The sequence below is a fragment of the Microbacterium sp. ER1 genome (genome assembly GCF_023383675.1).
Taxonomy (GTDB): domain Bacteria; phylum Actinomycetota; class Actinomycetes; order Actinomycetales; family Microbacteriaceae; genus Microbacterium.
Window position 1 is genome coordinate 43,223 of sequence record NZ_QCXO01000124.1, and the last position, 21,420, is coordinate 64,642.

General features: G+C 71.5%; 17 protein-coding genes. 13 read left to right on the top strand and 4 right to left on the bottom strand.

The annotated features are described in order from the left end of the window. Positions 1-148: 148 nt before the first annotated feature. From BV453_RS03840 to BV453_RS03850, 3 genes are read right to left on the bottom strand one after another with little or no spacing between them, the layout of a single operon-like run. Positions 149-799 (bottom strand): GntR family transcriptional regulator, encoded by a 651-nt coding sequence (locus tag BV453_RS03840; protein ID WP_249520923.1) that lies wholly within the window; start codon positions 797-799, stop codon positions 149-151. Between the two features lie 19 nt (positions 800-818). After that, complete coding sequence (locus tag BV453_RS03845) at positions 819-1,424, bottom strand: SGNH/GDSL hydrolase family protein (RefSeq protein WP_102209399.1); 606 nt, start codon at positions 1,422-1,424, stop codon at positions 819-821. After that, on the bottom strand, positions 1,415-5,488 hold the full coding sequence (locus BV453_RS03850) for an Ig-like domain-containing protein (protein WP_126894142.1): 4,074 nt from the start codon (positions 5,486-5,488) through the stop codon (positions 1,415-1,417). The genes BV453_RS03845 and BV453_RS03850 overlap by 10 nt, the downstream gene beginning before the upstream one ends. Positions 5,489-5,926: 438 nt before the next feature. Here BV453_RS03850 and BV453_RS03855 point away from each other — a divergent pair, with 438 nt between their 5' ends. The 6 genes from BV453_RS03855 to BV453_RS03880 all read left to right on the top strand — a co-directional run bounded on the left by BV453_RS03855 (position 5,927) and on the right by BV453_RS03880 (position 14,130). Next, the gene (locus BV453_RS03855) at positions 5,927-6,781 is read left to right on the top strand and encodes a carbohydrate ABC transporter permease (protein WP_172400085.1); all 855 of its coding nucleotides are present in this window, start codon (positions 5,927-5,929) and stop codon (positions 6,779-6,781) included. Further along, complete coding sequence (locus BV453_RS03860) at positions 6,778-7,683, top strand: carbohydrate ABC transporter permease (protein WP_025105392.1); 906 nt, start codon at positions 6,778-6,780, stop codon at positions 7,681-7,683. The genes BV453_RS03855 and BV453_RS03860 overlap by 4 nt, the downstream gene beginning before the upstream one ends. Positions 7,684-7,733: 50 nt before the next feature. Further along, entirely contained in the window at positions 7,734-9,059 is a 1,326-nt protein-coding gene (locus BV453_RS03865) for an extracellular solute-binding protein (RefSeq protein ID WP_249520924.1), read from the top strand. An 11-nt stretch (positions 9,060-9,070) separates the two neighbouring features. Further along, positions 9,071-10,876: a BNR-4 repeat-containing protein gene (locus BV453_RS03870; RefSeq protein ID WP_249520925.1), complete on the top strand. Its 1,806-nt coding sequence runs from the start codon at positions 9,071-9,073 to the stop codon at positions 10,874-10,876. Between the two features lie 36 nt (positions 10,877-10,912). Then, the gene (locus BV453_RS03875) at positions 10,913-13,174 is read left to right on the top strand and encodes an FAD-dependent oxidoreductase (protein ID WP_249520926.1); all 2,262 of its coding nucleotides are present in this window, start codon (positions 10,913-10,915) and stop codon (positions 13,172-13,174) included. A gap of 68 nt (positions 13,175-13,242) precedes the next feature. Next, entirely contained in the window at positions 13,243-14,130 is an 888-nt protein-coding gene (locus BV453_RS03880; protein ID WP_238695652.1) for a LacI family DNA-binding transcriptional regulator, read from the top strand. 11 nt (positions 14,131-14,141) lie between these two features. On the opposite strand, the gene BV453_RS03885 is transcribed toward BV453_RS03880, so the two are convergent. Next, on the bottom strand, positions 14,142-14,951 hold the full coding sequence (locus tag BV453_RS03885) for a DeoR/GlpR family DNA-binding transcription regulator (protein WP_249520927.1): 810 nt from the start codon (positions 14,949-14,951) through the stop codon (positions 14,142-14,144). An 80-nt stretch (positions 14,952-15,031) separates the two neighbouring features. Here BV453_RS03885 and BV453_RS03890 point away from each other — a divergent pair, with 80 nt between their 5' ends. The 7 genes from BV453_RS03890 (at position 15,032) to BV453_RS03920 (ending at position 21,417) form a co-directional block, all read left to right on the top strand. Further along, positions 15,032-16,006: an acetylxylan esterase gene (locus BV453_RS03890; RefSeq protein WP_249520928.1), complete on the top strand. Its 975-nt coding sequence runs from the start codon at positions 15,032-15,034 to the stop codon at positions 16,004-16,006. Positions 16,007-16,129: 123 nt separating this feature from the next. Then, on the top strand, positions 16,130-16,705 hold the full coding sequence (locus BV453_RS03895; RefSeq protein ID WP_025105385.1) for a glucose-6-phosphate isomerase family protein: 576 nt from the start codon (positions 16,130-16,132) through the stop codon (positions 16,703-16,705). Positions 16,706-16,714: 9 nt separating this feature from the next. Beyond that, the gene (xylB, locus tag BV453_RS03900; protein WP_126894147.1) at positions 16,715-18,205 is read left to right on the top strand and encodes a xylulokinase; all 1,491 of its coding nucleotides are present in this window, start codon (positions 16,715-16,717) and stop codon (positions 18,203-18,205) included. Next, entirely contained in the window at positions 18,205-19,182 is a 978-nt protein-coding gene (locus BV453_RS03905; RefSeq protein ID WP_249520929.1) for a phosphoglycerate dehydrogenase, read from the top strand. Before xylB ends, BV453_RS03905 begins: the two co-directional genes overlap by 1 nt. After that, the gene (locus BV453_RS03910) at positions 19,179-20,129 is read left to right on the top strand and encodes a shikimate dehydrogenase (RefSeq protein WP_249520930.1); all 951 of its coding nucleotides are present in this window, start codon (positions 19,179-19,181) and stop codon (positions 20,127-20,129) included. The genes BV453_RS03905 and BV453_RS03910 overlap by 4 nt, the downstream gene beginning before the upstream one ends. After that, entirely contained in the window at positions 20,129-21,097 is a 969-nt protein-coding gene (locus BV453_RS03915; protein ID WP_126894149.1) for a phosphotriesterase, read from the top strand. The genes BV453_RS03910 and BV453_RS03915 overlap by 1 nt, the downstream gene beginning before the upstream one ends. Before the next feature lie 23 nt (positions 21,098-21,120). Continuing rightward, positions 21,121-21,417, top strand: coding sequence for a putative quinol monooxygenase (locus tag BV453_RS03920; protein ID WP_025105380.1), 297 nt, complete (start codon positions 21,121-21,123; stop codon positions 21,415-21,417). Positions 21,418-21,420: the final 3 nt, after the last annotated feature.

Sequence of the window (21,420 nt, forward strand, 5' to 3'; positions counted from 1 at the left end):
TGGATGCGACACCGGTGCGAAACTCCGACCTCGCGCAGGGACTCCCACCCCGGGGACACTTCCTCAACCCCGTCGCAGATCCTCACCGTGCCGCAGGGACTCCGGTCAGCCGTGCGACCTCGGTGCGAAACTCCGACCTCGCGCGGGGTCAGTCGAGGAGGGTGCCGGCGGCGTGGGCGCGGAAGAGGGCGGACGCGGCCTCTTCGTCACCGGCGTCCAGGGTGTCGAGCAGGCCCTTGTGCCAGTCCGCGACCTCGTGCCAGTCCCCCGTGAAGGTGGGGTCGCCGAGCACGTGCATGACGCGCAGGCTCGGCTCCAGGAGGTCCCACATGCGGGGGAGGTACACGTTGCCGCTGGCCTCGATCACCGCACGGTGGAAGGTGAAGTCGAGTTCGCGGAACCGGGCGAGGTCTTCCGCCTCAGCCGCCTCATGCATCTGCGCGATGAGGCCGACGAGCTCGGCGCGGCGAGCAGGGTCGAGCGCCCCGCAGGCCAGCCGTCCCGCCAGCCCCTCCAGCTCGACGCGGGCGACCTTGGCCTGCGCCGCCTCCTCCGCGGAGTAGCTCGCGACGAAGTTACCCTGATGCCGCACATGCGACACGAGACCCTCGTGGGCGAGCCGCTTGAGGGCGTCGCGCACGGGCGCCTGGCTCACCTGCATCTGCCGGGCGAGCTGCGACTCGACGAGCTGCTCGCCGGGGGCCAGCGTCGAGTCCTTGATCATCGCCTTGATGAGCGCGTAGATCTGATCCGACAGCAGTCCGCGCTGCAGTCCGGCCGTGCCGAGAGCATCCGTCATGACCATCAGTCTACGTCCATTATCGACTATCGCTAATGGACGCGGCCGTGCGCCAGGCATCCGCTATGAGGGCGGATCCGCGGGGTGTCGGGTGCACCCCGTCCGGCGCGAGCTCGACGACCGGATACTGCTCCGCCGCCGCCGTGAACACCTCGTGCAGGGGGACGAACGCCGCCCCGTGCTCCGCGGCGAGAGCCCGCACCGCCGCCCGCTTCCCGTCGAGGTCGTCGAGCCACGTGCGCTGCTCCTCCGTCACCGGGAGGAAGTACGGCTCCATGAGGATCAGCCGCGGGGCGTGCGCGGCCACCGCGCGGCCGAGGAGGTCGCCGAGCGTGGCGGCGAACTCCTCGGCCGAGGTCGGGTCGTCGCTGTCGAACCGTCGCCACATGTCGTTCACGCCGACGTACACGGTCAGCAGCTCCGGCGCCGTGGGCAGCAGCTCCGCGTCCCACCGCGCGGCCAGGTCGCGGGCGCGGTCCCCCGCGATCCCGAGGTTGCGGACCGTGGCCCCCGCGGCCTGCAGCTCGGGGGCGAGGAGCGACACATAGCCGTCCCCGAAGGACTCCGGGTCGGAGCGATCGCGCCCCGCGTCGGTGATCGAGTCTCCGATGAAGGTCACCCGCATCGTGGCACGTCCTGTTCGTCGTTCTTGAGCTTCGGTCGCACCGAGATCGGGAGCTCGACGCTCGCGCCAGCGTACGTCACGGTGAGCGTGTGGTGCGGGCGCACCTTGCTGCTGTCGAAACCGCTGACCATGTCCGCCGTCACCTGCTGGGTGGTGCGGGATCCGTCGCTCCAGTCCACGCCCAGCAGCATGCCGGTCACGTCGAGCTCCTCGCCGCGCACGTAGCGGGTCTTCGGGTCGGCTTCGGGCGCCCAGCAGATGCCGGTCACCGTCGCGGGCGGCGGTGTCGGCCGCACGGCCAGGGTGTTCGTCTTGCCGTAGTGGTAGACGTTGAAGAAGCCGTCCGCACCGATGCGGAGGTTCTCCCTGGCGTCGACCATGTTCCACACGGTCACGTCGTCGACCCGGAGCACGATGCGGGTTCCGCCGTCCTCGGCGACGGCCCCGAACTCGATGCGGTGCGTGGAGCCCGGCTCGATGACCGTGTTGGGGATGCTGTCGAGCATGGTCTGGCCCGGGGTCCAGCTCTGGAACTCGATCACGTCCTCCTTGATCACCGCGAGGTATCCGGTGTTGGAGTTCTGCCAGGCCGGGAGGCCGGTCTGGTCGGAGCGCGCCTGGAAGCCATACCAGCCGCCGTCGAAGGCGCCGAACTCCGCCTCGAACTGCAGCAGGGTGTCGCCGAAGCGCTCGGCCTCGTAGCCGTGCACGCCCTGACCACTGATCACGACACCCGTGTCGTCCACCGCGATGAGGTCGGACTCACTCCAGTTCGCCCCGTCCTTCAGCTGACCGTCCAGGCGGGTGGTCGGGTACTCGGCGTCGTCCACGGTCACGGTGACCGTGTCGCTGAGGCTCGGATCGGCGACCGAGGTCGCGGTGATCGTCGCCGTGCCCGCCGTCACTCCCGCGATCCGTCCCCCGGAGACAGTGGCGACCTCCGGAGCGTCGGTCGTCCAGGTGACCCGGGCGTCGCTGGCGTCCTCCGGGGCGACCGTGGCCGCGACGGACCGCCGCTCCCCCACGGTCAGCCCCACGGCGTCGGCGTCCAGGCTCACGCCCGTGACCGGCACGCCGGAGAGCGAGAACCCGATGTCGTCGAAGTCGAGCGAGGCGTAGTTCTCCACGTAGAACCCGACCCGACCGGCCTTGCCGGGGCCAGGGTCGGCGCCTTCCAGCGCGATCGCCCCGTTGACGGAGATCCGGATCTGCCCGTCCTGCACCGCGATACGGACGTGCGAGGTCTCGCCGGGGGTCAGGCCCTGTGCCGCCGGCACGACCTTCTCGGCGACGACCTTCCAGGCGTCGTCGAAGATCGTCCAGGTCGGCCCGGCCGCGGCCTGGCGGAAGCGGATGTAGCCGCCGCCCTTGCCGTTGCGGTCGTAGACGATGAGTCCCGCGTTGGCGGGGGTCGTGGCCGGCGCCGTGACGTCGAAGTCGAGCACGAACTCCGTGAAGTCCCGCGGCAGGATGCTGTTGGCGCCCTTGAGGATGCGGTACACCTTGTCGCCCGACGCATCCACCTGGATGCTGCGGTTGGGGTCGGTCGGCCAGCCGTTCGCCCCCGACTCGAAGTCGGTGAAGTGCAGCACGCCGTCGCCCTCCTCGACGATCACCTCGATGGTCGCGGTCTTGCTGGCATCGGCTTTCGCCGTCGCCGTCACCGTGGTCGTACCGGGGCCCATGCCGAGCACTACGCCCTTGTCGTTGACGGAGGCGACGGCGGGGTCGGCCGAGGCATAGGTCACCGCGGCGTCGTCGGCGTTCCAGGGCAGCGGCACGGCGCGCACGCGCACCTCGTCGCCCGCGTCGATCGTGAGCGTGTCGCTGTCGAACGCGATGTCCTCGAGCGGGATGGTCTGCGGCTGCTGCGTCTGCCCGATCGCGCCGTCGACGCCGATCTCGCCGAAGGCGATGGCCTCGAAGCCCGGGATCTGGTCGAACACCGCGGCGTCCGCCTTCAGCGTGTAGTCGCCGTTCGCGGCGTCCACGAAGCCGGGGTCGGCGTCGGCCACCCAGTTGTCCTCGTAGTTCAGGAGGTTCTTCCCGTCCTTCGCGCCGTGCTCGTTGACGCCGGCCATCCGGGCCCGGTTCGGGTTCCACACGACGTTCTCCGCGAACGTGCTGTGGTTCGGGAAGTAGTGGTCGTCCTCGAAGAAGTGCGCGAGCTCGGGGTACTTCGTCAGATACGGCGTGCCGACGAAGTCGTTGTTGTCGGCGAACACCTTCTCCCAGGCCGGCATGTAGTCGCGGTCGACGACGTTGCCCTCCTGGTTGCCCATCCACTGCTCGTAGTTGTCGTACGGGGCGTAGGCGTCGACGAAGACGTTGTTGCGCGCCTCGATGTAGTCGGCCGAGCCGCTCTTGATCGCACCGTTGCCCATGTTCACGAACACGTTCTTCTCGATCGTGAGGTCCCACGTGAAGTTGTCGGCGTAGATGCCCTCGACGCCCGCCATGCCGACGCCGATGTCGTGGAAGTAGTTCTCACGGAACACGTGGCCGCGCTGCTGCGGGGTCTTGCCGGAGTTCATGTAGATCGCACCGAGGTCGTGGAACTGCTTGCAGACGTCGTACACCTCGTTGCGTTCGAACAGGTGGTCGTTGCCGTGCACGATGATCCCGGGGTGCGGAGCGTCGTGGATCTCATTGTCCCTGGCGATGTTGCCGACGCCGTCGAACATCACGCCGGGGTTGTAGGCCTTGTGGTAGTACGCGAAGTCGGCGATCTCGGAGTTCTCGACCCGGTTGCGGCCGGGTTCGAGCGTCGTCTTGTCACCGCCCTGGAGCACCACGCCGACGCCGCCGACGTGCGTGAGCCGGCTGTCGGTGACGGCGTGGTCGCGGCCGCCGCGGTTCACCGGGATGCCGTCGTACGTGTAGCGCCCTGGCGAGTTGATGAGCACGCCGCCGTCGGTGAAGTTGCGGATGTCGCTGTGCGAGATCGTCACGTGCGAGCCGCCGAGGATGACCGCGGCCGTCGCGCGTCCGTACTCCATCACGAGGTCGTCGAAGTTCACGTAAGAGGCCCCGTCGGCGCGCAGCATCGGCTCGTCGAGCGTCGTGACCGTCACGGCGCCGCGGCCGGACGTGAAGGCCGCGTTCGGGATGAGGTACAGCTTCCCGGCGTCGCGGTCGATGTAGTACTCGCCGGGGGCGTCGAGCTCCTCCAGCAGGTTCTGCGCGAAGTGGAAGTCGGGGAACCAGCTCTTCATGATCCCGGACATCTCGCCGTAGCGGAGGGTGATGGTCTTCGCCTCGGTGTCGATGCTCTCGATCTTGTTGTACGACCACTCCCAGCTGTAGCCGAAGATGCCGTCCAGCCACACGTCCTCGGCCTGGGTCCAGTGCTTCGGACGGTCGTAGCCGTAGCTGAACGTGCCGCCGCGCTCCTGCAGGTCGGCGTCGTTGCGGTCCGGCCCGGCGTCGATGATGTCGCCCATCTGCACGGTCGGGGTGGCCGCGTCGGCGTTGGGCCAGCGCGCGAGGGTCATGCCCTGGCCGTCGATGAACAGCTCCATGGGCGGGGTGGTGCTGACGTCGTTGGCCTTCCAGTAGCCGTGGCGGCTGAGCTGGCCGTAGTCGGTGATGCCGAGGTCGGCGAGGTCGATCCCGACGACACGGTCGCGGGCAGCTGGGTCGATGATGCGGTCGGTCACCGCCGCGTCGTCGACCGCGGCGAACTGGTCGCGCGGCAGCTCGCGACCGCCGGTGAGGGTGGCGGTCTCCCCCGGGTACGAGCGGTAGGTGATGGGGGCGTCGGCAGTGCCCGAGTCCTGCGCGCCGATCTCGAACGACGCCGAGCGGGGGTACGTGCCCTCCCGGAGGTACACCGTGAGGCCGTCGTCCGGGAGCGCGGAATCCGCCTTCAGCGCGCGGATCCGGTCGCGGGCGCCTTCCAGCGTCGCGAGGGGGTCGTCGATCGTGCCGGCTGCCGCGTCGTCACCTCCCGGCGCGAGGTAGAGGGCGTCGTCGTCCGCGGCCGCAGCCGCCGACGGGACCGCCGCAGCGAGGGCGGATCCGAACACCGCCGCCAGGGTCAGGCTTGCCAGTACACGCTTCATCGCGTCTCCGAACTGTCGCTTCCCGCACGGCCGATGCGCGCGGCGCCGCGGGAGCGGCTGATCCGACCGTAGCCAATCGATAATCGACTAGCAAGGATCGATACTGATCGTTTTGGTTCTTCGAGGCGCCAGGACGTCGCGGCTGATCGGGCTCGGCGCTGGTCGACACCGCCTTCGGCATCCCGATCCCGATGGCCCTCGCGTACCGAGGCTCGCATCCGAGAAACCAGTTAACAAAACAACCACTTTCTACCACTTTCTGACTATTGCGCTCTCCAGTTGACGTCGCCGTAATCTGCCGGAAATACTGAGGAAGCCCGAGACCGCACCGCGAGAGTGCGGACACATCACCCCAGGCCAAGGATGACCTAGATGACAGAACAGACCATTTCCTCACAGATAGGAACAGGTCGCCGGCCCCGTCGCCTCTCGGACGGGATGTTCGCGCTCCTCCTCACGGCTCCCGGCCTCGCGCTCCTCGCCGCCGTCGTCGTGTACCCGCTGATCACGGCCCTCATCACCGCGTTCTACAAGCAGAGCCTCGTCGAGCCCGGCCGCGAATTCGTCGGCTTCCAGAACATCGTCGACGTGCTGACGGGCGAGTTCTTCCCGCTCCTCACGCAGACGCTCGTCTTCACCCTCGGCACGACCATCGCGCCGTTCGTGATCGGCTTCGGCCTCGCCCTCGCCCTGAACACGCGCATCCGCGGCGCCAAGGTGCTCCGCGGCCTCATGCTCATCCCGTGGCTGATCCCCGGCGTGGTCGTGTCGTTCCTCTGGATGTGGATCTTCAACGCCAACTACGGCGTGCTCAACGCGGCCCTGGAGACCGTGGGCCTCATCGACTCCCCGCAGGCGTGGCTCGCGAACCCCACCACCGCCATGATCGCCGTGATCGTCGCGAAGACGTGGCAGTCGTTCCCCTGGATGATGGTCATGCTCCTCGCGGGCCTGCAGACCGTGCCGATCGAGCTGCACGAGGCCGCCGAGATCGACGGCGCCGGCACCATCCGCCGCTTCTTCTCCATCACGGTCCCGCAGATGAGCGGCATCATCGGCCTCGTGATCCTGCTGGAGTTCATCTGGAACTTCCAGCACTTCGACATCATCTACGTCCTCACCGGCGGCGGTCCCGCCGGCTCCACCCAGACGTTCGCGACCGCGGTGTACGAGACCGCGTTCGACGGCTTCGACCTCGGCCACGCCGGGGCGCTCGGCCTGCTCTGGATGATCCTGCTGATGGCGCTCGTCGTCGTCTACGTCCGCCTGTCCGAGAAGGGAGAGAAGCGATGACCGCCGTGCTGACCGAAGAGACGGTGGCCGCCGTCTCCGCCCCACCCGCCGCGCCCCGCCGTCGGCGCCACCGCGCCGACCGCCGCGCCTCCACCGTGAGCGCCTGGATCGCCGTCGTCGTCTTCGGCGGGTTCGCCCTGTTGCCCGTGTACTGGCTGCTCGCGACGTCGCTGACCCCGCGCACCGAGGTGTTCAGCTACCCGCCGAAGCTGTTCCCCACCGAGATCACGTTCGAGGCCTATGCCGCGCTCGCGAACAACCCGGCCCTGTTCGGCTACCTCCGCAACAGCATCGTGGTCTCCGTCATCACCGCGATCCTCTCGGTGCTGGTGTCGGCGTACATGGGCTACGCGTTCTCGAAGTTCCGCTACCGCGGCCGCCGCAGCCTCATGTACTTCGTGCTGGCGTCGCAGATGTTCCCGCAGGCGCTGCTGCTCATCACCCTCTACGCGGTGTTCTCGGCCTACGGCCTGCTCAACACCTACACGGCGCTCGTGCTGTCGTTCACGACGTTCACGCTGCCGCTGTGCGTGTGGATGCTGAAGGGCTTCTTCGACACGATCCCGGACGAGCTCATCGAGGCCGCCCGCGTCGACGGTGCCTCCCGCCTCCGCATCATCCACTCGATTGTGCTGCCGCTGGCCGCTCCCGGCCTCATCGCCGCGGGACTGTTCGCGTTCGTCCGGGGCTGGAACGACTTCATCTTCGCCCTCACCCTCGCCGGTCCCGACAAGCAGACCCTGCCGCCCGGCCTCGTCAACACGTTCATCGGCGAGGCGTCCACCGCCTGGCCGGAGCTCATGGCGGCTTCGCTCGTGGTCTCGCTCCCCGTGGCCATCGCGTTCATCGCCCTGCAGCGCTTCCTCGTCGGCGGACTCACCGCCGGCGCGGTCAAGGGCTGACCCGCACCACCCCCTCATCCGCAGTCCCTCGAAGAAGAGAGAGCACCCTCATGTCCGAGAACACCACCGTCTCCCGTCGCCAGCTGCTGCAGTTCGCCGGGCTCGGCGCCGCCGGCCTCCTCCTCGCCGGTTGCATGCCGAGCGGCGGCGGCAGCGGCAGTCCGTCGTCCTCCCCCGGCGCCGGGCTCGGCGCGGGCGACTTCACCGCCGCCGACTTCTCCTTCTCCAGCTGGTCGCTCACCGAGGAGGCCGCCGCCCCGGCCACCCGCGCGCTGCTCGACGGCTACAAGAAGACCAACGACGTCGGCATCACCGAGGTCTCCTTCCCCTACAACGAGTACTTCAAGCAGCTCATGCTGCAGGTGCGCGGCGGGCAGTTCACCGGCGCCGCGCACGTCGACGTCGCCTGGCTCGCCTCGCTGGCCGCGCTCGGCAAGCTGGAGGACGTCTCGGCGCTCACGAAGGGACGCGGCTACACGGCCTCGAGCCTGGAGGCCACGCATCTCGACGGGAAGCAGTACGCGTTCCCGTGGACCATCGGCGCGATCGGCCTCATCACCAACTCCGAGCTCCTGAAGAAGGCGGGGATCTCCACGTTCCCGACCACCGTCGACGACTTCGAGGCGGCGCTGAAGAAGCTCAAGGCCCTCGGCGGAGGCCTCATCCCCTACGCTGCCTCGACCAAAGCCGCCCAGCTCAAGGACGTCCTCATCTGGATGCAGACGTTCGGCAGCGACCTCGTCAAGGACGGGAAGGTCACGATCGGCGACGACGCGAGCATCGAGGCGGTGACCTGGTACAAGTCGCTGTACGACCAGGGGCTCATCGCCGCCGACGTCGACCGCTTCGACGCCCGCTCCCTGTTCTCCCAGGGCCGCGCCGCCATCTACGACGACGCCCCCGTGGGCCGCGCGTCCGTCACGCAGGACTCGCCGGATCCCGACCTCGCCTCCAAGCTCGTGCCCGAGTCCCGCCCGGTGCTGAAGAAGGGCGACACCCCGCGCGCTCTCGTCTGGGGCGGCGCCATCGCCATCGTCGGCGGCGGCTCCGGCGACAGCACCCGCACGGCCGCCGACTTCGGCCAGTGGGCCACGAGCGACCTGAAGGCTGTGCTCGGCGACTACGAGCTGCGCGGCCTGCCGCCCGTGACCGAGGAGGCGCAGGCCTCGAAGGAGGTGGCGTCCGACGCGTTCGGCTCGCGCTTCGCCGAGAAGATCACGGCGACCGCCACCACCAACCCGTTCTGGCAGTACCCGCAGTACGCCCAGATCGAGACGGTGATCGCCGACCGCGTGCAGGCCGTCCTCGTCGGTCAGCAGAGCGCCAAGGACGCGATGGCGCAGGCCGGCGACCAGGCGCAGAAGCTGCTGGGCTGAGGAGCATCGCCATGACCCTCCGCTCGAAGGTCGGCGCCACCGCTGCCGCCGCCCTCGCCGCACTCGTCCTCGCCGTGCCCGCTCCGGCCGCTGCCGCGACCCCCGACGTCGAGACCGTGCCCGTCACGGTCGACAGCTCCAACCAGTCCGGCTGGTGGAACCCGCTCGTCGTCGACGGCGACGAGACGTACTTCGCGTACAACGTGCCCGGCTCGGTGGCCGCGAAGCACCAGGTGAACCTCGCCGTCCGCGCCGCCGACGGCACGTGGACCTCGGGCTGCCTGCGGCTGGCGACCGGGGCCTGCGCGGAGTACCTCGACGACAACGGCCACAACCAGCCGTCGATCGCGATCGACGGCGACGGATACATCCACGCGTTCGTCTCGATGCACCACGAGCCGTGGAAGTACTTCCGCTCCACCGCGCCCTACGACGCGACCTCGCTCGTCGACGTGAGCGCCGAGATGCCCGACGCCGGGGCCGCGGTCTCCTACCCGGTCACGGCGCAGGGAGCCGACGGCGACATCTGGCTCATGGTGCGCATCGGCGCCGACCCGCAGGCTCGCCGCGACGGGGTGCTGTACCACTACGACCCCGTGGCCGGGACGTGGAGCCGCGAGACGACGATCGCCGCCGCCGTGAACCACTCCTTCTACCCGGACGACCTCGAGGTCGATGCCAGCGGCAAGGTGCACGTGCTGTGGGAGTGGGGCCCGTGGCCCGCTGATCCCTATCGCCACCTCGGCTCCTACGCGGTGTACGACCCTGCCGCAGGCGGCTTCCGCGACGTCGCCGGGCAGGCGCTGCCGACCCCGATCCGCCCGGACACCCCCGGCGCCGTCGTGTGGCGCGGCTACGAGCCCGGCGAGACCATCGGCGACGCCGTGCCCGCGGTGCAGACCGCGAAGATGGCCCTCGCCGACGGTGAGCTCGTGGGCGTGACCTACCGGTACGCGGACGAGACCGAGAACGCCTTCGACGTGCGGTGGACGACCTGGACCGGCTCCGCCTGGACGAGCGAGACCCTCGTGGACACGGACGCCCTCGGTGGCGGCGTGCAGACCATCGCGGCGCTCGACACCACCACCGCCGGCGGCGAGACCCGCGTCTACGCCGTGGTGTCGGTGCAGGACTGCGGCATCACCCGCAGTCAGACGGTGCTGCTGACCGCCGGGGCCTCCGGATGGACCGCCGACGCCGTGGGCGATCCGGTCGTGGGCCAGCAGCGCCTCCGCGCGGCGACCCGCACGGACGGCACCGACATCGTCTACCTCAGCGCCCCCGCCGTTCCCAGCGGCGGCACGCTGCGGCACGCCGAGATCCCGCGCGACGGGCAGCCGGGGGCGACCACCCTCCCCGCCATCGTCGCCTCCCTCCGGGGCGACGCCGGCGGCGAGAACCTGGCGCTCGGCGGCACTGCGACCGCCTCGTCCCAGCTCCGCGCCGACACCGGCCCGGAGAAGGCGATCGACGGCGGCTGCACGGATGCGAGCCGGTGGATCTCGGCGGCCTCCGACACCCAGCCGACCATCACGGTCGAGTGGGACGAGGCCGCACCGCTCGACGTCGTCCGGGTCCGCAGCGGATACACGGTCGGCCCGCCGCAGACCTCCGTGCTGCGCGACTTCACCGTCCAGCTGCGCACCGCGAGCGGCTGGGTCACGGTCGGCACCGTCACCGGCAACACCCAGACGACGGTCGTGGTCGATGCCCAGGGGCGGACGGCCGATGCCGTGCGCCTCGTCATCACCGACCCGTCGGACTCCGCCACCGACGTCGCCCGCGTCTACGAGATCGAAGCGATCGCCGCGCGCTGAGCGGCATCATCCCCCTCCCGAAAGGAACCCATCCCCATGCGCACCCAGACCGTCGAAGCCGACATCATCGTCGTCGGCGGCGGCCTCGCCGGAGTGAGCGCCGCCGTCGCGGCCGCCCGCCTCGGCCGACGTACCGTGCTGATCAACAACCGGCCGGTGCTCGGCGGCAACTCCTCCTCGGAGGTGAGGGTCTGGGTGTGCGGAGCGACCGCCCACGGCAACCAGCGGTGGGCGCGGGAGACCGGGATCATCGGCGAGATGTACCGGGAGAACCAGTTCCGCAACCCCGAGGGCAACCCCGTGTACTGGGATGACGTGGTGCTCGACATCGTGCGCCGCGAGCCCAACCTCACGCTGTTCCTCAACACGGAGGTGCTCGAGGCCGAGGCCACCGGACCCGACGACGCCCGTCGGGTCCGGTCGGTCACCGGCTGGACGATGGGCTCGGAGATCCGCACCGTCTTCCGCGGGCCGCTCTTCCTCGACTGCACCGGAGACGGCCTGGTCGGACGGCTCGTCGGCGCCCGCCACCGACTGGGCAAGGAGAGCCGCAGCGAGTTCGGCGAGGACTGGGCACCCGAGCAGCCCGTGCGCGAGTTCCTCGGCTCGACGCTCCTCTTCTACACGAAGGATCTCGGGCACCCGGTGAAGTACGTCGCGCCGGAGAGCGCGAAGGACATCTCGACCACCCCGATCCCCTCGTCGCGCATCATCCGCAGCGGCGACAGCGGCGCGCACTACTGGTGGATCGAGTGGGGCGGCACGCTCGACATCGTCGACGACAACGAGGCGATCCGCGACGAGCTGCGGTCGGTGATCCTCGGCATCTGGGACCACATCAAGAACTCCGGCGAGTTCGACGCCGACAACCTGACCCTGGAGTGGATCGGCAACATCCCCGGCAAGCGTGAGTACCGTCGCTTCATCGGCGACTACACGCTGCGCCAGCAGGACATCCTGGAGCAGACGTCGTTTGACGACGGCGTCGCGTTCGGTGGCTGGTCCATCGACCTCCATCCCGCCGAGGGGATGTACGCGACGGGGGCGGGCGCGGTGCAGCGCTTCTCGGACGGCGTCTTCGAGATCCCGTTCCGCACGCTCTACTCCGTCAACGTCGACAACCTGCTCATGGCGGGCCGCGACATCTCGGCCACGCACATCGCCTTCGGTGCCGCCAGAGTGATGGCCACGTGCGCCGCGATGGGCGAGGCCGCGGGCACCGCCGCCGCCCTCTGCTACGCGCACGACGCCACGCCCCGCGAGCTGTACGAGCACCATCGTGCGGAACTCCGGCAGACGCTGCTCCGCGCCGACGCCTCCCTCATCGGAGTCGCGAACGAGGATCCCTCCGACCTCGCCCGCACCGCCGCCGTCACCGCGTCCAGCACCCTGCGCACGATCGGCACCCCGGAGACCGCCGCGGCCGCGGCGGCCCCGCACACCCTGACGGACGACCTCGGCATCGTCGTCCCCGTGCACCCGCGCCTCGACACGACCGAGCTGCTGCTCGGCGCCGAGGCCGACACGCAGGTCACGGTGGAGGTCTGGTCCACGGGCCGCCCGCAGAACATCGTGCCCGCGGTTCTCGAGCACCGCACCGTGATCGACGTCCCCGCCGGTGGGCCGTCCTGGGTGCGGGCGGAGACGCCTTTCGCCCCGGAGGACCCGCAGAACGCGATCATCGTGCTCCGCGCGAACCCGCAGGTGCAGGTGCAGCTCGCCGACGAGCTCCCGCCCGGGGTGCTCACCCTCGTGCACCGGGTCGACAACGACGACCGGAACGTGCAGGTCGACCGCGACGGTCTCCTCGTGCAGTGGCCGACCAAGCCGCTGCGCGGGCGGGTGCCGGCGTTCCGCACGAGCCCGCACTCCGAGGGGGTCGCGCCGGAGCGCGCCGTCTCCGGGTACAACCGCCCGTTCGGCGGTCCGCACCTGTGGGCGTCCGCCCCGGAGGCCGAGGGCCCGCAGTGGCTGCGCCTGGACTGGGAGCAGCCCGTCACGGCCTCCGAGATCCGCCTCGTGTTCGACGACGACGTGGACCTCGAGCTCAACACCTTGCACCACCACCGCAGCCCCGACGAGGTGCTGCCCCAGCTCGTGCGCGACTACCGGGTCGAGGTGCAGCAGGCGGGTTCCGAGGAGTGGCGCACCGTGGCGGAGGAGCGCGACAACCGCCATCGTCTGCGGGTGCATCCCCTGCCGGACGACCTCGGCGCCCTCGCGGCCGCCCGCCTCGTGGTGGAGCGGACGAACGGCGTCGCGGAGGCACGCGTGATCGCGTTCCGAGTGCAATCGTGACGGAGAGCGCTAACGTGAAGGGCATCCGTCGTCCCGGCGGAGACCGTCGTCCCTCCAGGAGGCCGCAGGTGACCACCTCGCCCGGGGGCCGCGTGCTCCCTGTCGCGCGGGCCACCCGCACGGGACTCATCGCGCTCGCGGTGCCGCATCTGGAGGAGCCGTACTTCGCGGAGCTCGGCTCGCGCATCGTCCGCGGCGCCGACGACCGAGGGCTGGCCGTGCTCATCGTGCAGACCGAGGGGGATCACGGCCGCGAGATCGACGTCGCCAACGGCGTCGGCCTGCCGCCCATCGACGGGCTCATCCACATCCCGCGCTCGCTCACGGTCGCCGACCTCACGCGCCGCACCTCCCCCGGGCCGCTCGTGCTGCTGGGCGAGCACATCCAGGTGAGCCCGTTCACGCACGTCACGATCGACAACCGCGCCGCCGCCTACACCGCCACCGAGCACCTGCTCGCGGTCGGCTGCCGCCGCATCGGCTTCGTCGGACGCCGCGACGCCCGCCCCTCGGACGCCGCCGACCGTCGGCACGCCGGGTACCTGGAGGCCCTGGCGGCCGCCGGGATCCCCGCCGACCCCGCCCTCACCGCGCAGGTCGACGCGTTCACGGCCGAGGAGGGCGAGCGCGTGGCGGGCGCCATGGCCGCCGCGATCCCCGATCTCGACGGCATCGTCTGCTCGAACGACTCGGTCGCCCTCGGTGCGCTGGCCGCTCTCCAGGCCCAGGGGCGGAGCGTGCCGGGAGACGTCGCCGTCGTCGGCATCGACGACATCCGGGCCGCACGCTTCGCCGTGCCCGCCCTCAGCACCATCGCCCCCGACCACGCCCGCCTCGTGGACGCGGCGTTCACGGAGCTCGAACGGCAGATCGCCGCGCCGCCGGGAGCCGATCTCCCCGTGCGGCACGTGACGGTCGGCGCCCGGCTGATCCCGCGGGCGAGCACGGCCCGATGACGGCGGCGGACTCAGTCCGCGAGGGCCGTCGCGAGCGCACGCTCGTCGCCGCCGTCGCGCGGCGCGACGTGCAGGGTGCCGACGTGAGCCGTGAGCAGCTCCCGTGCGCCGTCGTCGAGGCCGTCGTCGGTGACGAGGCGGTCGATGTCGCTGAGGTCGGCGACGGTCGTGAGTCCGACCACGCCCCAGCGGGTGTGCTCGGCGAGGACGACGACCTCCCGCCCCGCAGCCATGAGCGCCCGGTTGGTCTCGGCCTCCAGCAGGTTCATGGTCGTGATGCCGGCCTGCTCGTCGAGGCCGTGGGCGTCGAGGAACACGAGATCGCAGTGCAGGTGCTCCAGAGCGCGGACCGCGACCGGCCCGACGAGGGCCTGCGAGGGCGTGCGCACGCCCCCGGTGAGCACGACCGTCTGCGTGTACGGAGCATCGGCGCGATCCGGCGGCGAGAACAGGTCGGAGACCGGCAGGGCGTTCGTGACGATCGTGAGCTCGGGGACGCGCACGAGCTCCCGCGCGAGCGCCAGGGCCGTGGGACCGCCGGAGATGCCGACCGCCATGCCGGGCTCCACGAGATCCGCGGCAGCCGCGACGATCGCGCGCCGTTCGGCCGAGGCCGCCGGAGCCGGAACCAGACGGTGGAGGCCCCGAGCCCGCACGCCGCCACGGATGCGCTCGACCGCGCCCTCCTCGGCCAGCTGATCGATGTCGCGCCGCACGGTCATCTCGCTCACCTGCAGCGTGGCCGCGAGCTCGCCGATGGACGCGGTACCGCGATCGCGGGTCAGGGCGAGGATGCGCTCGCGTCGTTCCGTGACCAGCACGCGGTCTCCTTCCGATGGAGCCTCCAGTCTGCCACGCACCCCCGCCCGCCCCACTCCCGGAACAGGATCCCTCAGCCCGCATGACCTTCCCCGAGCCCTACGCCACCTGGTTCCCCGATGCCGCGTTCGACGGCAGCTACGGCCGCACCGAAGCCGACCTCCGCGCGGTCCGCCCCGTGCCCGCGCCGCCCGGGTTCGCCGACCGCTGGCGACGCTGGCGGCGGGAGGCCGCCGCGGTGGACGCCGCCCCCGTGGTCCTCTCCACCTCCGAGGAGCAGGGCCGTCGGGTGTCCGTCGTCGAGCATGCCGGCGTCGACGGCGTGCGGCTGCGGGCCTGGGTGGTCGAGCCCCTCGACGGCCCTCCCCGCGCGGGCGTCGTGCACGGCCACGGCTACGGGGGTCGAGACGCGGTCGATCTCGCCCGGGTGCCGGACGACGTCGCGGCGATCTATCCCGTGGCCCGCGGGCTCGGCGTGCTGAACGCGGGGATCGGAGCGCCCGAGCCCACCCCCGAGCACGTGCTCGCGGGCATCGACGATCCGGAGCGCTACGTGCTCGGCCTCTGCGCCCGTGACCTGTGGCTGGCGGCCGACGTCCTCGTCTCGGTCGTCGGCGCGCTTCCTCTCTACTACGTCGGGGAGAGCTTCGGCGGCGGCATCGGCGCGCTCGCCCTGCCGTGGGACGACCGGTTCGTGGGGGCCACCCTCATCGTGCCGAGCTTCGGCCAGTACGACGAGCGGCTGGCGGTGCCATGCCTGGGGAGCGGGGAGACCGTGCGTCAGCACGTCCTGCGGCACCCCGAGGCCCGCGAGGTGCTGCGCTGGTTCGACTCCTCCACCGCGATCGGGTTCTCCGCGGTGCCGGTCCGGGTGGAGGCGGCCCTGTGGGACCAGTACGTGCCGCCGCAAGGGCAGTTCGCGGTCGCCGCCGGGGCCCGCGACCTCGACCTGGCCGTCCTCCCCGCCGGTCACGCCGAGTACCCGGGGTCGGCGGAGGTGACGGCGTCCGCCATCCGCGGCGGGCGCGAGCACCTGGAACGGGTGCTCGCCGGTTGACGGCCGTCGGGCGCGCGTCCTCCTCCGCGCAGGAGAGCACTGGACGCAACCTGTCATAACAGGTACAGTGAGCTTGTCATTACAGGTTGCGCGACGACGCAGCACCCGTTTCGAGGAGCATGGATGCCCGAGTACCAGACCCCGCCGATCTCCCCGATGGCGATCGCCTTCGACGCCGAGAAGCTCACCCTCTCCCCCGAAGGCCCCACCCTGACCCGGCGGATGTCCGACCTCGAAGGCCTGTTCCGCGATCACGACGCCTGGGCGGCCGCTGCCGCGGGCGAGGACCCGATCGTCTACACGGTCGTCAGTTCCCCGGTCCCCGAGATCGAGCGGGAGCTGCCGCAGTCGATCACCACGATCATGCCCGGCGACACGGGCGGCGAGCTCTGGATGACCAAGGGCCACCAGCACCCCGACCACCAGGGCGAGATCTACCTCGCACTGCACGGCCGCGGCGGACTGCTCATGTTCGACGGCGAGCGCACCGAGTGGCTCGACATGCTCCCCGGCACCATCGGCTACATCCCGCCGGGCTGGGCGCACCGCTCCGTGAACACCGGGGACGAGCCCTACTCCTTCCTCGCCGTGTACCCGGGAGGCGCCGGCCACGACTACGGCTGGGTGCTGGAGCACGGCATGGGCTCGCGGGCGTTCCGCGCGGAGTCCGGCGTCGACCTGCGCCCCTACGCGGAATAGGCTCCGGCCATGATCATCGCCCACGACCTCGGCACCACCGGGAACAAGGCGTCCCTGCACCACGACGACGGTCGTCTGATCGCCGCGGTCACGGTGCCGTACCCGGCCCACTTCGCGGCCGGCGGCGTCGCTGAGCAGGACCCGGCCGACTGGTGGCACGCGGTCGTCACGGCGACCCGCGACCTCCTCTCGCGCACCGGCACCGCCGCCGCCGAGGTCGCGGGCCTCGTGGTCAGCGGACAGATGATGGGCGCCGTGCTGCTCGACGCCGACGGCGAGCCCGCACGACCCGCGATCATCTGGGCCGACACCCGCGCCGGCGCCCAGCAGCGCGAGCTCGAGGCGGCGGTCGGTGCCGAGCACGCCTACGGGATCCTCGGCCACCGCCTGAACCCCACCTACTCCCTCGAGAAGATCATGTGGGTGCGCGACAACGAACCCGAGGTGTGGCAGCGCGTGCGCCGGGTGTGCGTCGCCAAGGACTTCATCGTGCTGCGGCTGACCGGGCGGCTCGCCACGGACCGGTCGGACGCCTCGGGCACCAATGCGTACGACCAGGTCGCGGGCACGTGGTCGCCGGAGATCCTCGCCGCCGCGCGGCTCGACCCCGCCCTCTTCCCCGAGATCCTGGAGTCGACGCAGATCGCGGGCCCGCTCACGCCTGCCGCGGCCGAGGCGCTCGGGCTGCACATCGGCGTCCAGGTCGTGATGGGCGGGGGCGACGGACCGCTCGCCGCGGTCGGCTCCGGCGTCGTGGCCCCGGAGGACGGCGCCTACGTGTGCCTCGGCACCTCCTCGTGGATCTCCTTCGCGGCCGACGCCCCGCTGCACGACCCCGCGATGCGCACCTTCACGTTCGACAACGTCGTGCCCGCGTCGTTCGTGCCGACCGCGACCATGCAGGCCGGCGGCGCCTCGGTGCAGTGGATCGCCGAAGCCCTCTCCGTCGATCCCGCGCACCCCGAGACGGGGCGCCTCGTCGCCGAGGCCGCGAGCGACATCGACACCGACGACCTCTACTTCCTCCCGTACCTGCTCGGCGAGCGCTCCCCGCTGTGGGACCCGGATGCGCGCGGGGCCTTCGTCGGTCTCGCCCGCCACCACGGGCGGGCCCACCTCGTGCGCGCGGTCCTGGAGGGGACGGCGTTCAACCTCCTCACCTGCATCCAGGCGTTCCGCGAGGCCGGCGCGACGATCGACCGCATCGACGCCGTCGGCGGCGGGGCGCAGAGCGACGTCTACCTCGCCGTCCTCGCCGACGTGTGGGGCGTGCCGGTGCGACGCCGCACGATCGTGGAGGAGGCGAACAGCCTCGGTGCCGCGGTCACGGGAGCCGTCGGCCTCGGCCTCACCGACTTCTCCGCCGCCCGGGCGCTCAGCGAGGTCACCGCCGAGTTCACGCCAGACCCGTCCCGGCATGCGGTCTACGCCGAGCGCCACGCCCGCTTCACCGACGCGTACACGGCCCTCGCACCGTGGTTCGCGGGAAGGCCGCGCTGATGGGCGTCATCCTCGTCACGAGCCGCTCCTTCTCGGACGGCGACCTCGACCTGGTCGGGCGCGCCGCGCAGGCCGGACACCGTATCCTCCGCGGACCCGCCCATCACGACCTCGACGAGCTGCGCGTGCTGCTGCACGGTGCCGACGCCTGGATCGCCGGCACCGGACCGGTCACCGACGCGCACCTCGCTGCCGGCCCGAAGCTCAAGGTCGTGGCGCGCTACGGGGTCGGTACCGAGGCGGTGGACCTCGCGGCGGCGCGCGACCGCGGCATCCCGGTCACGAACACCCCCGGCGCGAACGCGGATGCGGTCGCCGACCACGCGGTCGGCCTCATGCTCGCCGCCCTGCGCACCATCCCGGACGGCGACCGCCGCGTGCGGACCGGCGACTGGAGCGTGCGCCGCGGACGGGAGCTCGGCGCCGCGACCGTCGGCATCGTCGGCTTCGGGCGGATCGGCCAAGGGGTCGCGCGGCGACTGAGCGGGTTCGGCCCGCGGCTGCTCGCCTCCGACCCGTTCCTCCCCGCCGACCTCGTACGGGACCACGGCGCCGAGCCCCTCGGCCTCGATGACCTGTTCCGCACCGCCGACGTGATCACCCTGCACGCCCCCGGCGGTCAGCGCCTCGTCGACGCCGAGCGCCTCGCCGTGATGCGACCCGGCACCGTACTCGTCAACACGGCCCGCGGCGACCTCGTGGACGAGCAGGCCGTGGCGGACGCGCTGCGTGACGGCACCCTCGCCGGGTACGCCGCCGACACTCTCGACGGCGACACCGCCGCGCACGACAGTCCCCTGCTCGACCCGGCTCTCGCCGACCGCGTCATCGTCACCCCGCACCTCGGTGCCCAGACCACCCAGGCCGTCGACAACATGGGAGAGCTGTCGCTCGCGGATGTGCTCGCCGTCCTCCGCGGCGCCGACCCCGCCCACCCCGTGCCCCTGCCCGCGTCCGCTCCCGAGGAGAACCGATGACCACCGCCGCGACGTCCGCCGCACCGTCCGCCACCGCCGACTACATGGGCTTCGTGGGCGTCACCACCGCCTCGTCGTCGATCATGAAGGTGTTCCCGCTGTGGGCCGACATCCTCGGCCTCCCCACCCGGACCCTCGTCGGCCACGACCTGCCGATGGACGCCGACCCCGCCCAGTACCGCGCCATGGTCGAGCAGATCCGCGATGACCCGCACCACCGCGGCGCGCTGGTCACCACGCACAAGATGAACGTGTACGCGGCGGCGTCCGACCTGTTCGACGACCTCGACCCGTTCGCCGTGTCCTGCGCCGAGATCTCCAGCATCGCCAAGCGCGGGTCCACGCTGTCCGGCCGCGCGAAGGACCCGATCACGGTCGACCTGGCGCTGCGCGACTTCCTCCCCGCCGACCACTTCGCGCGCACCGGTGCCGAGGTCGTCATCCTGGGTGCGGGCGGATCGGGCACCGCGCTGAGCTGGGCCCTCGCCGAGCGGGAGGATGCCCCGGCCCTCATCACCGTCACCGCGCGCACGCAGGACAAGCTCGACCACCTCCGCGAGGTGCACCGCCAGCACGGCACTCCCGAGGGACTGCTCCGCTACGTCGTCACCGAGACGCCGGAGGAGGCCGATGCCCTGGTCGCCGCCGCGCCCGCGGGATCGGTCATCGCGAACGCCACCGGGCTCGGCAAGGACCGCCCGGGCTCCCCGCTGACCGACGCCGTCGTGTTCCCCGAGGGCGCGTACGCGTGGGAGTTCAACTACCGCGGCTCCCTGGAGTTCCTGCACCAGGCCGAGGCACAGGAGGACGACCGCGCGCTGTATGTGGTCGACGGCTGGCGGTACTTCATCCACGGCTGGTCGCAGGTCGTGGCGGACGTGTTCGACCTCGACCTCACGCCGGAGACCGTCGAGCGCCTCGCGGAGGCCGCGGAGTCGGTGCGCTGATGCCCGCCGTGCGGACCGTCCTCGGCGACCTCGACCCGTCGCGGCTCGGGCGCGTGGACTACCACGAGCACCTCTTCCAGGTGTCGCCGCTGCTGGTCGGGGACGAGCTCGACGACGAGGCCGCGTCCGGCGAGGAGGCCGGTCTGCTGCGGGCGAGCGGCTTCGAGGCCATGGTCGACGCCACCCCGTTCGGCCTCGGCCGCGACCCGGCCGCCGTCGCCCGCATCAGCGCCGCGACCGGACTGCACGTGGTCGCCACGACGGGCCGGCACCGTGAGGCCCACTACGGCCCCGACCACCCGATGCAGGTGTGGGGCGCGGACCGCCTCGCCGCCCTGTTCGTGTCCGACCTCACGCGGGGGATGCCGGCGGACGACACCGCGGTGTTCGAGACGCCCGACGTGCCTCTCGCCGCGGGTCCCGACGGGCAGCCCGTCCGCGCCGGCATGCTCAAGGGCGGGGCCGACTACTGGCGCCTCAGTCCGTTCGAGCGGACGACCCTCGTCGCCGTCGCTCAGGCGCACCGGGAGACCGGAGCCCCCGTCATGGTGCATCTGGAGTTCGGCACCGCGGCCCACGAGGTCCTCGACCTGCTGGCGGCCGAGGGGGTGCCGGCGGATCGCGTCGTGCTGGCCCACGCCGACCGCGACCCCGATCCCGGTCTGCACGTCGCGTTGGCCGAGCGCGGCGCCCACCTCGGGTACGACGGCTTCGCCCGCCCGCGCACCCGCTCCGACGCGGAGCTGCTGGCGCTCACGGTTGCCGTGGTGGAGCGGGGCGCCGGCGACCGGATCCTGCTCGGAGGCGACGTCGCCCGGCGCACCCGGTACATCGCGTACGGCGGCATGCCCGGTCTCGCCTACCTCGGCGACCGCTACCTTCCCCGGCTCCGCGAGGCCGTGGGTGACGACGCCGTGCACCGGATGCTCGTGACGACCCCCGCGCGCTTCCTGGCCCTCCACTCCTGACCACCCGAACCCGAGGAGTCGTCATGCCCGAACCCACCGTCCTCCACGCCGTCTTCACCGCGCAGCCCGGAGCCGCCGACCGGGTCGCCGCGCTGCTGCGGGACTTCGCCGAGGTCGTCCGCGCCGAGGAGGGCAACATCGTCTTCGACGCCCACCGCCTCGTCGACGACCCCGACCGCTTCTTCGTCTACGAGGTCTACCGCGACGAGGACGCCTTCCAGGCCCACCTGCACGCACCCGCCGGTGTCCCCTTCAACGCCGCCCTGCAGGAGCTCATCGTCGAGCCCACCTCGATCCTCACGTTCCTCCGCCCCCTCTGACCC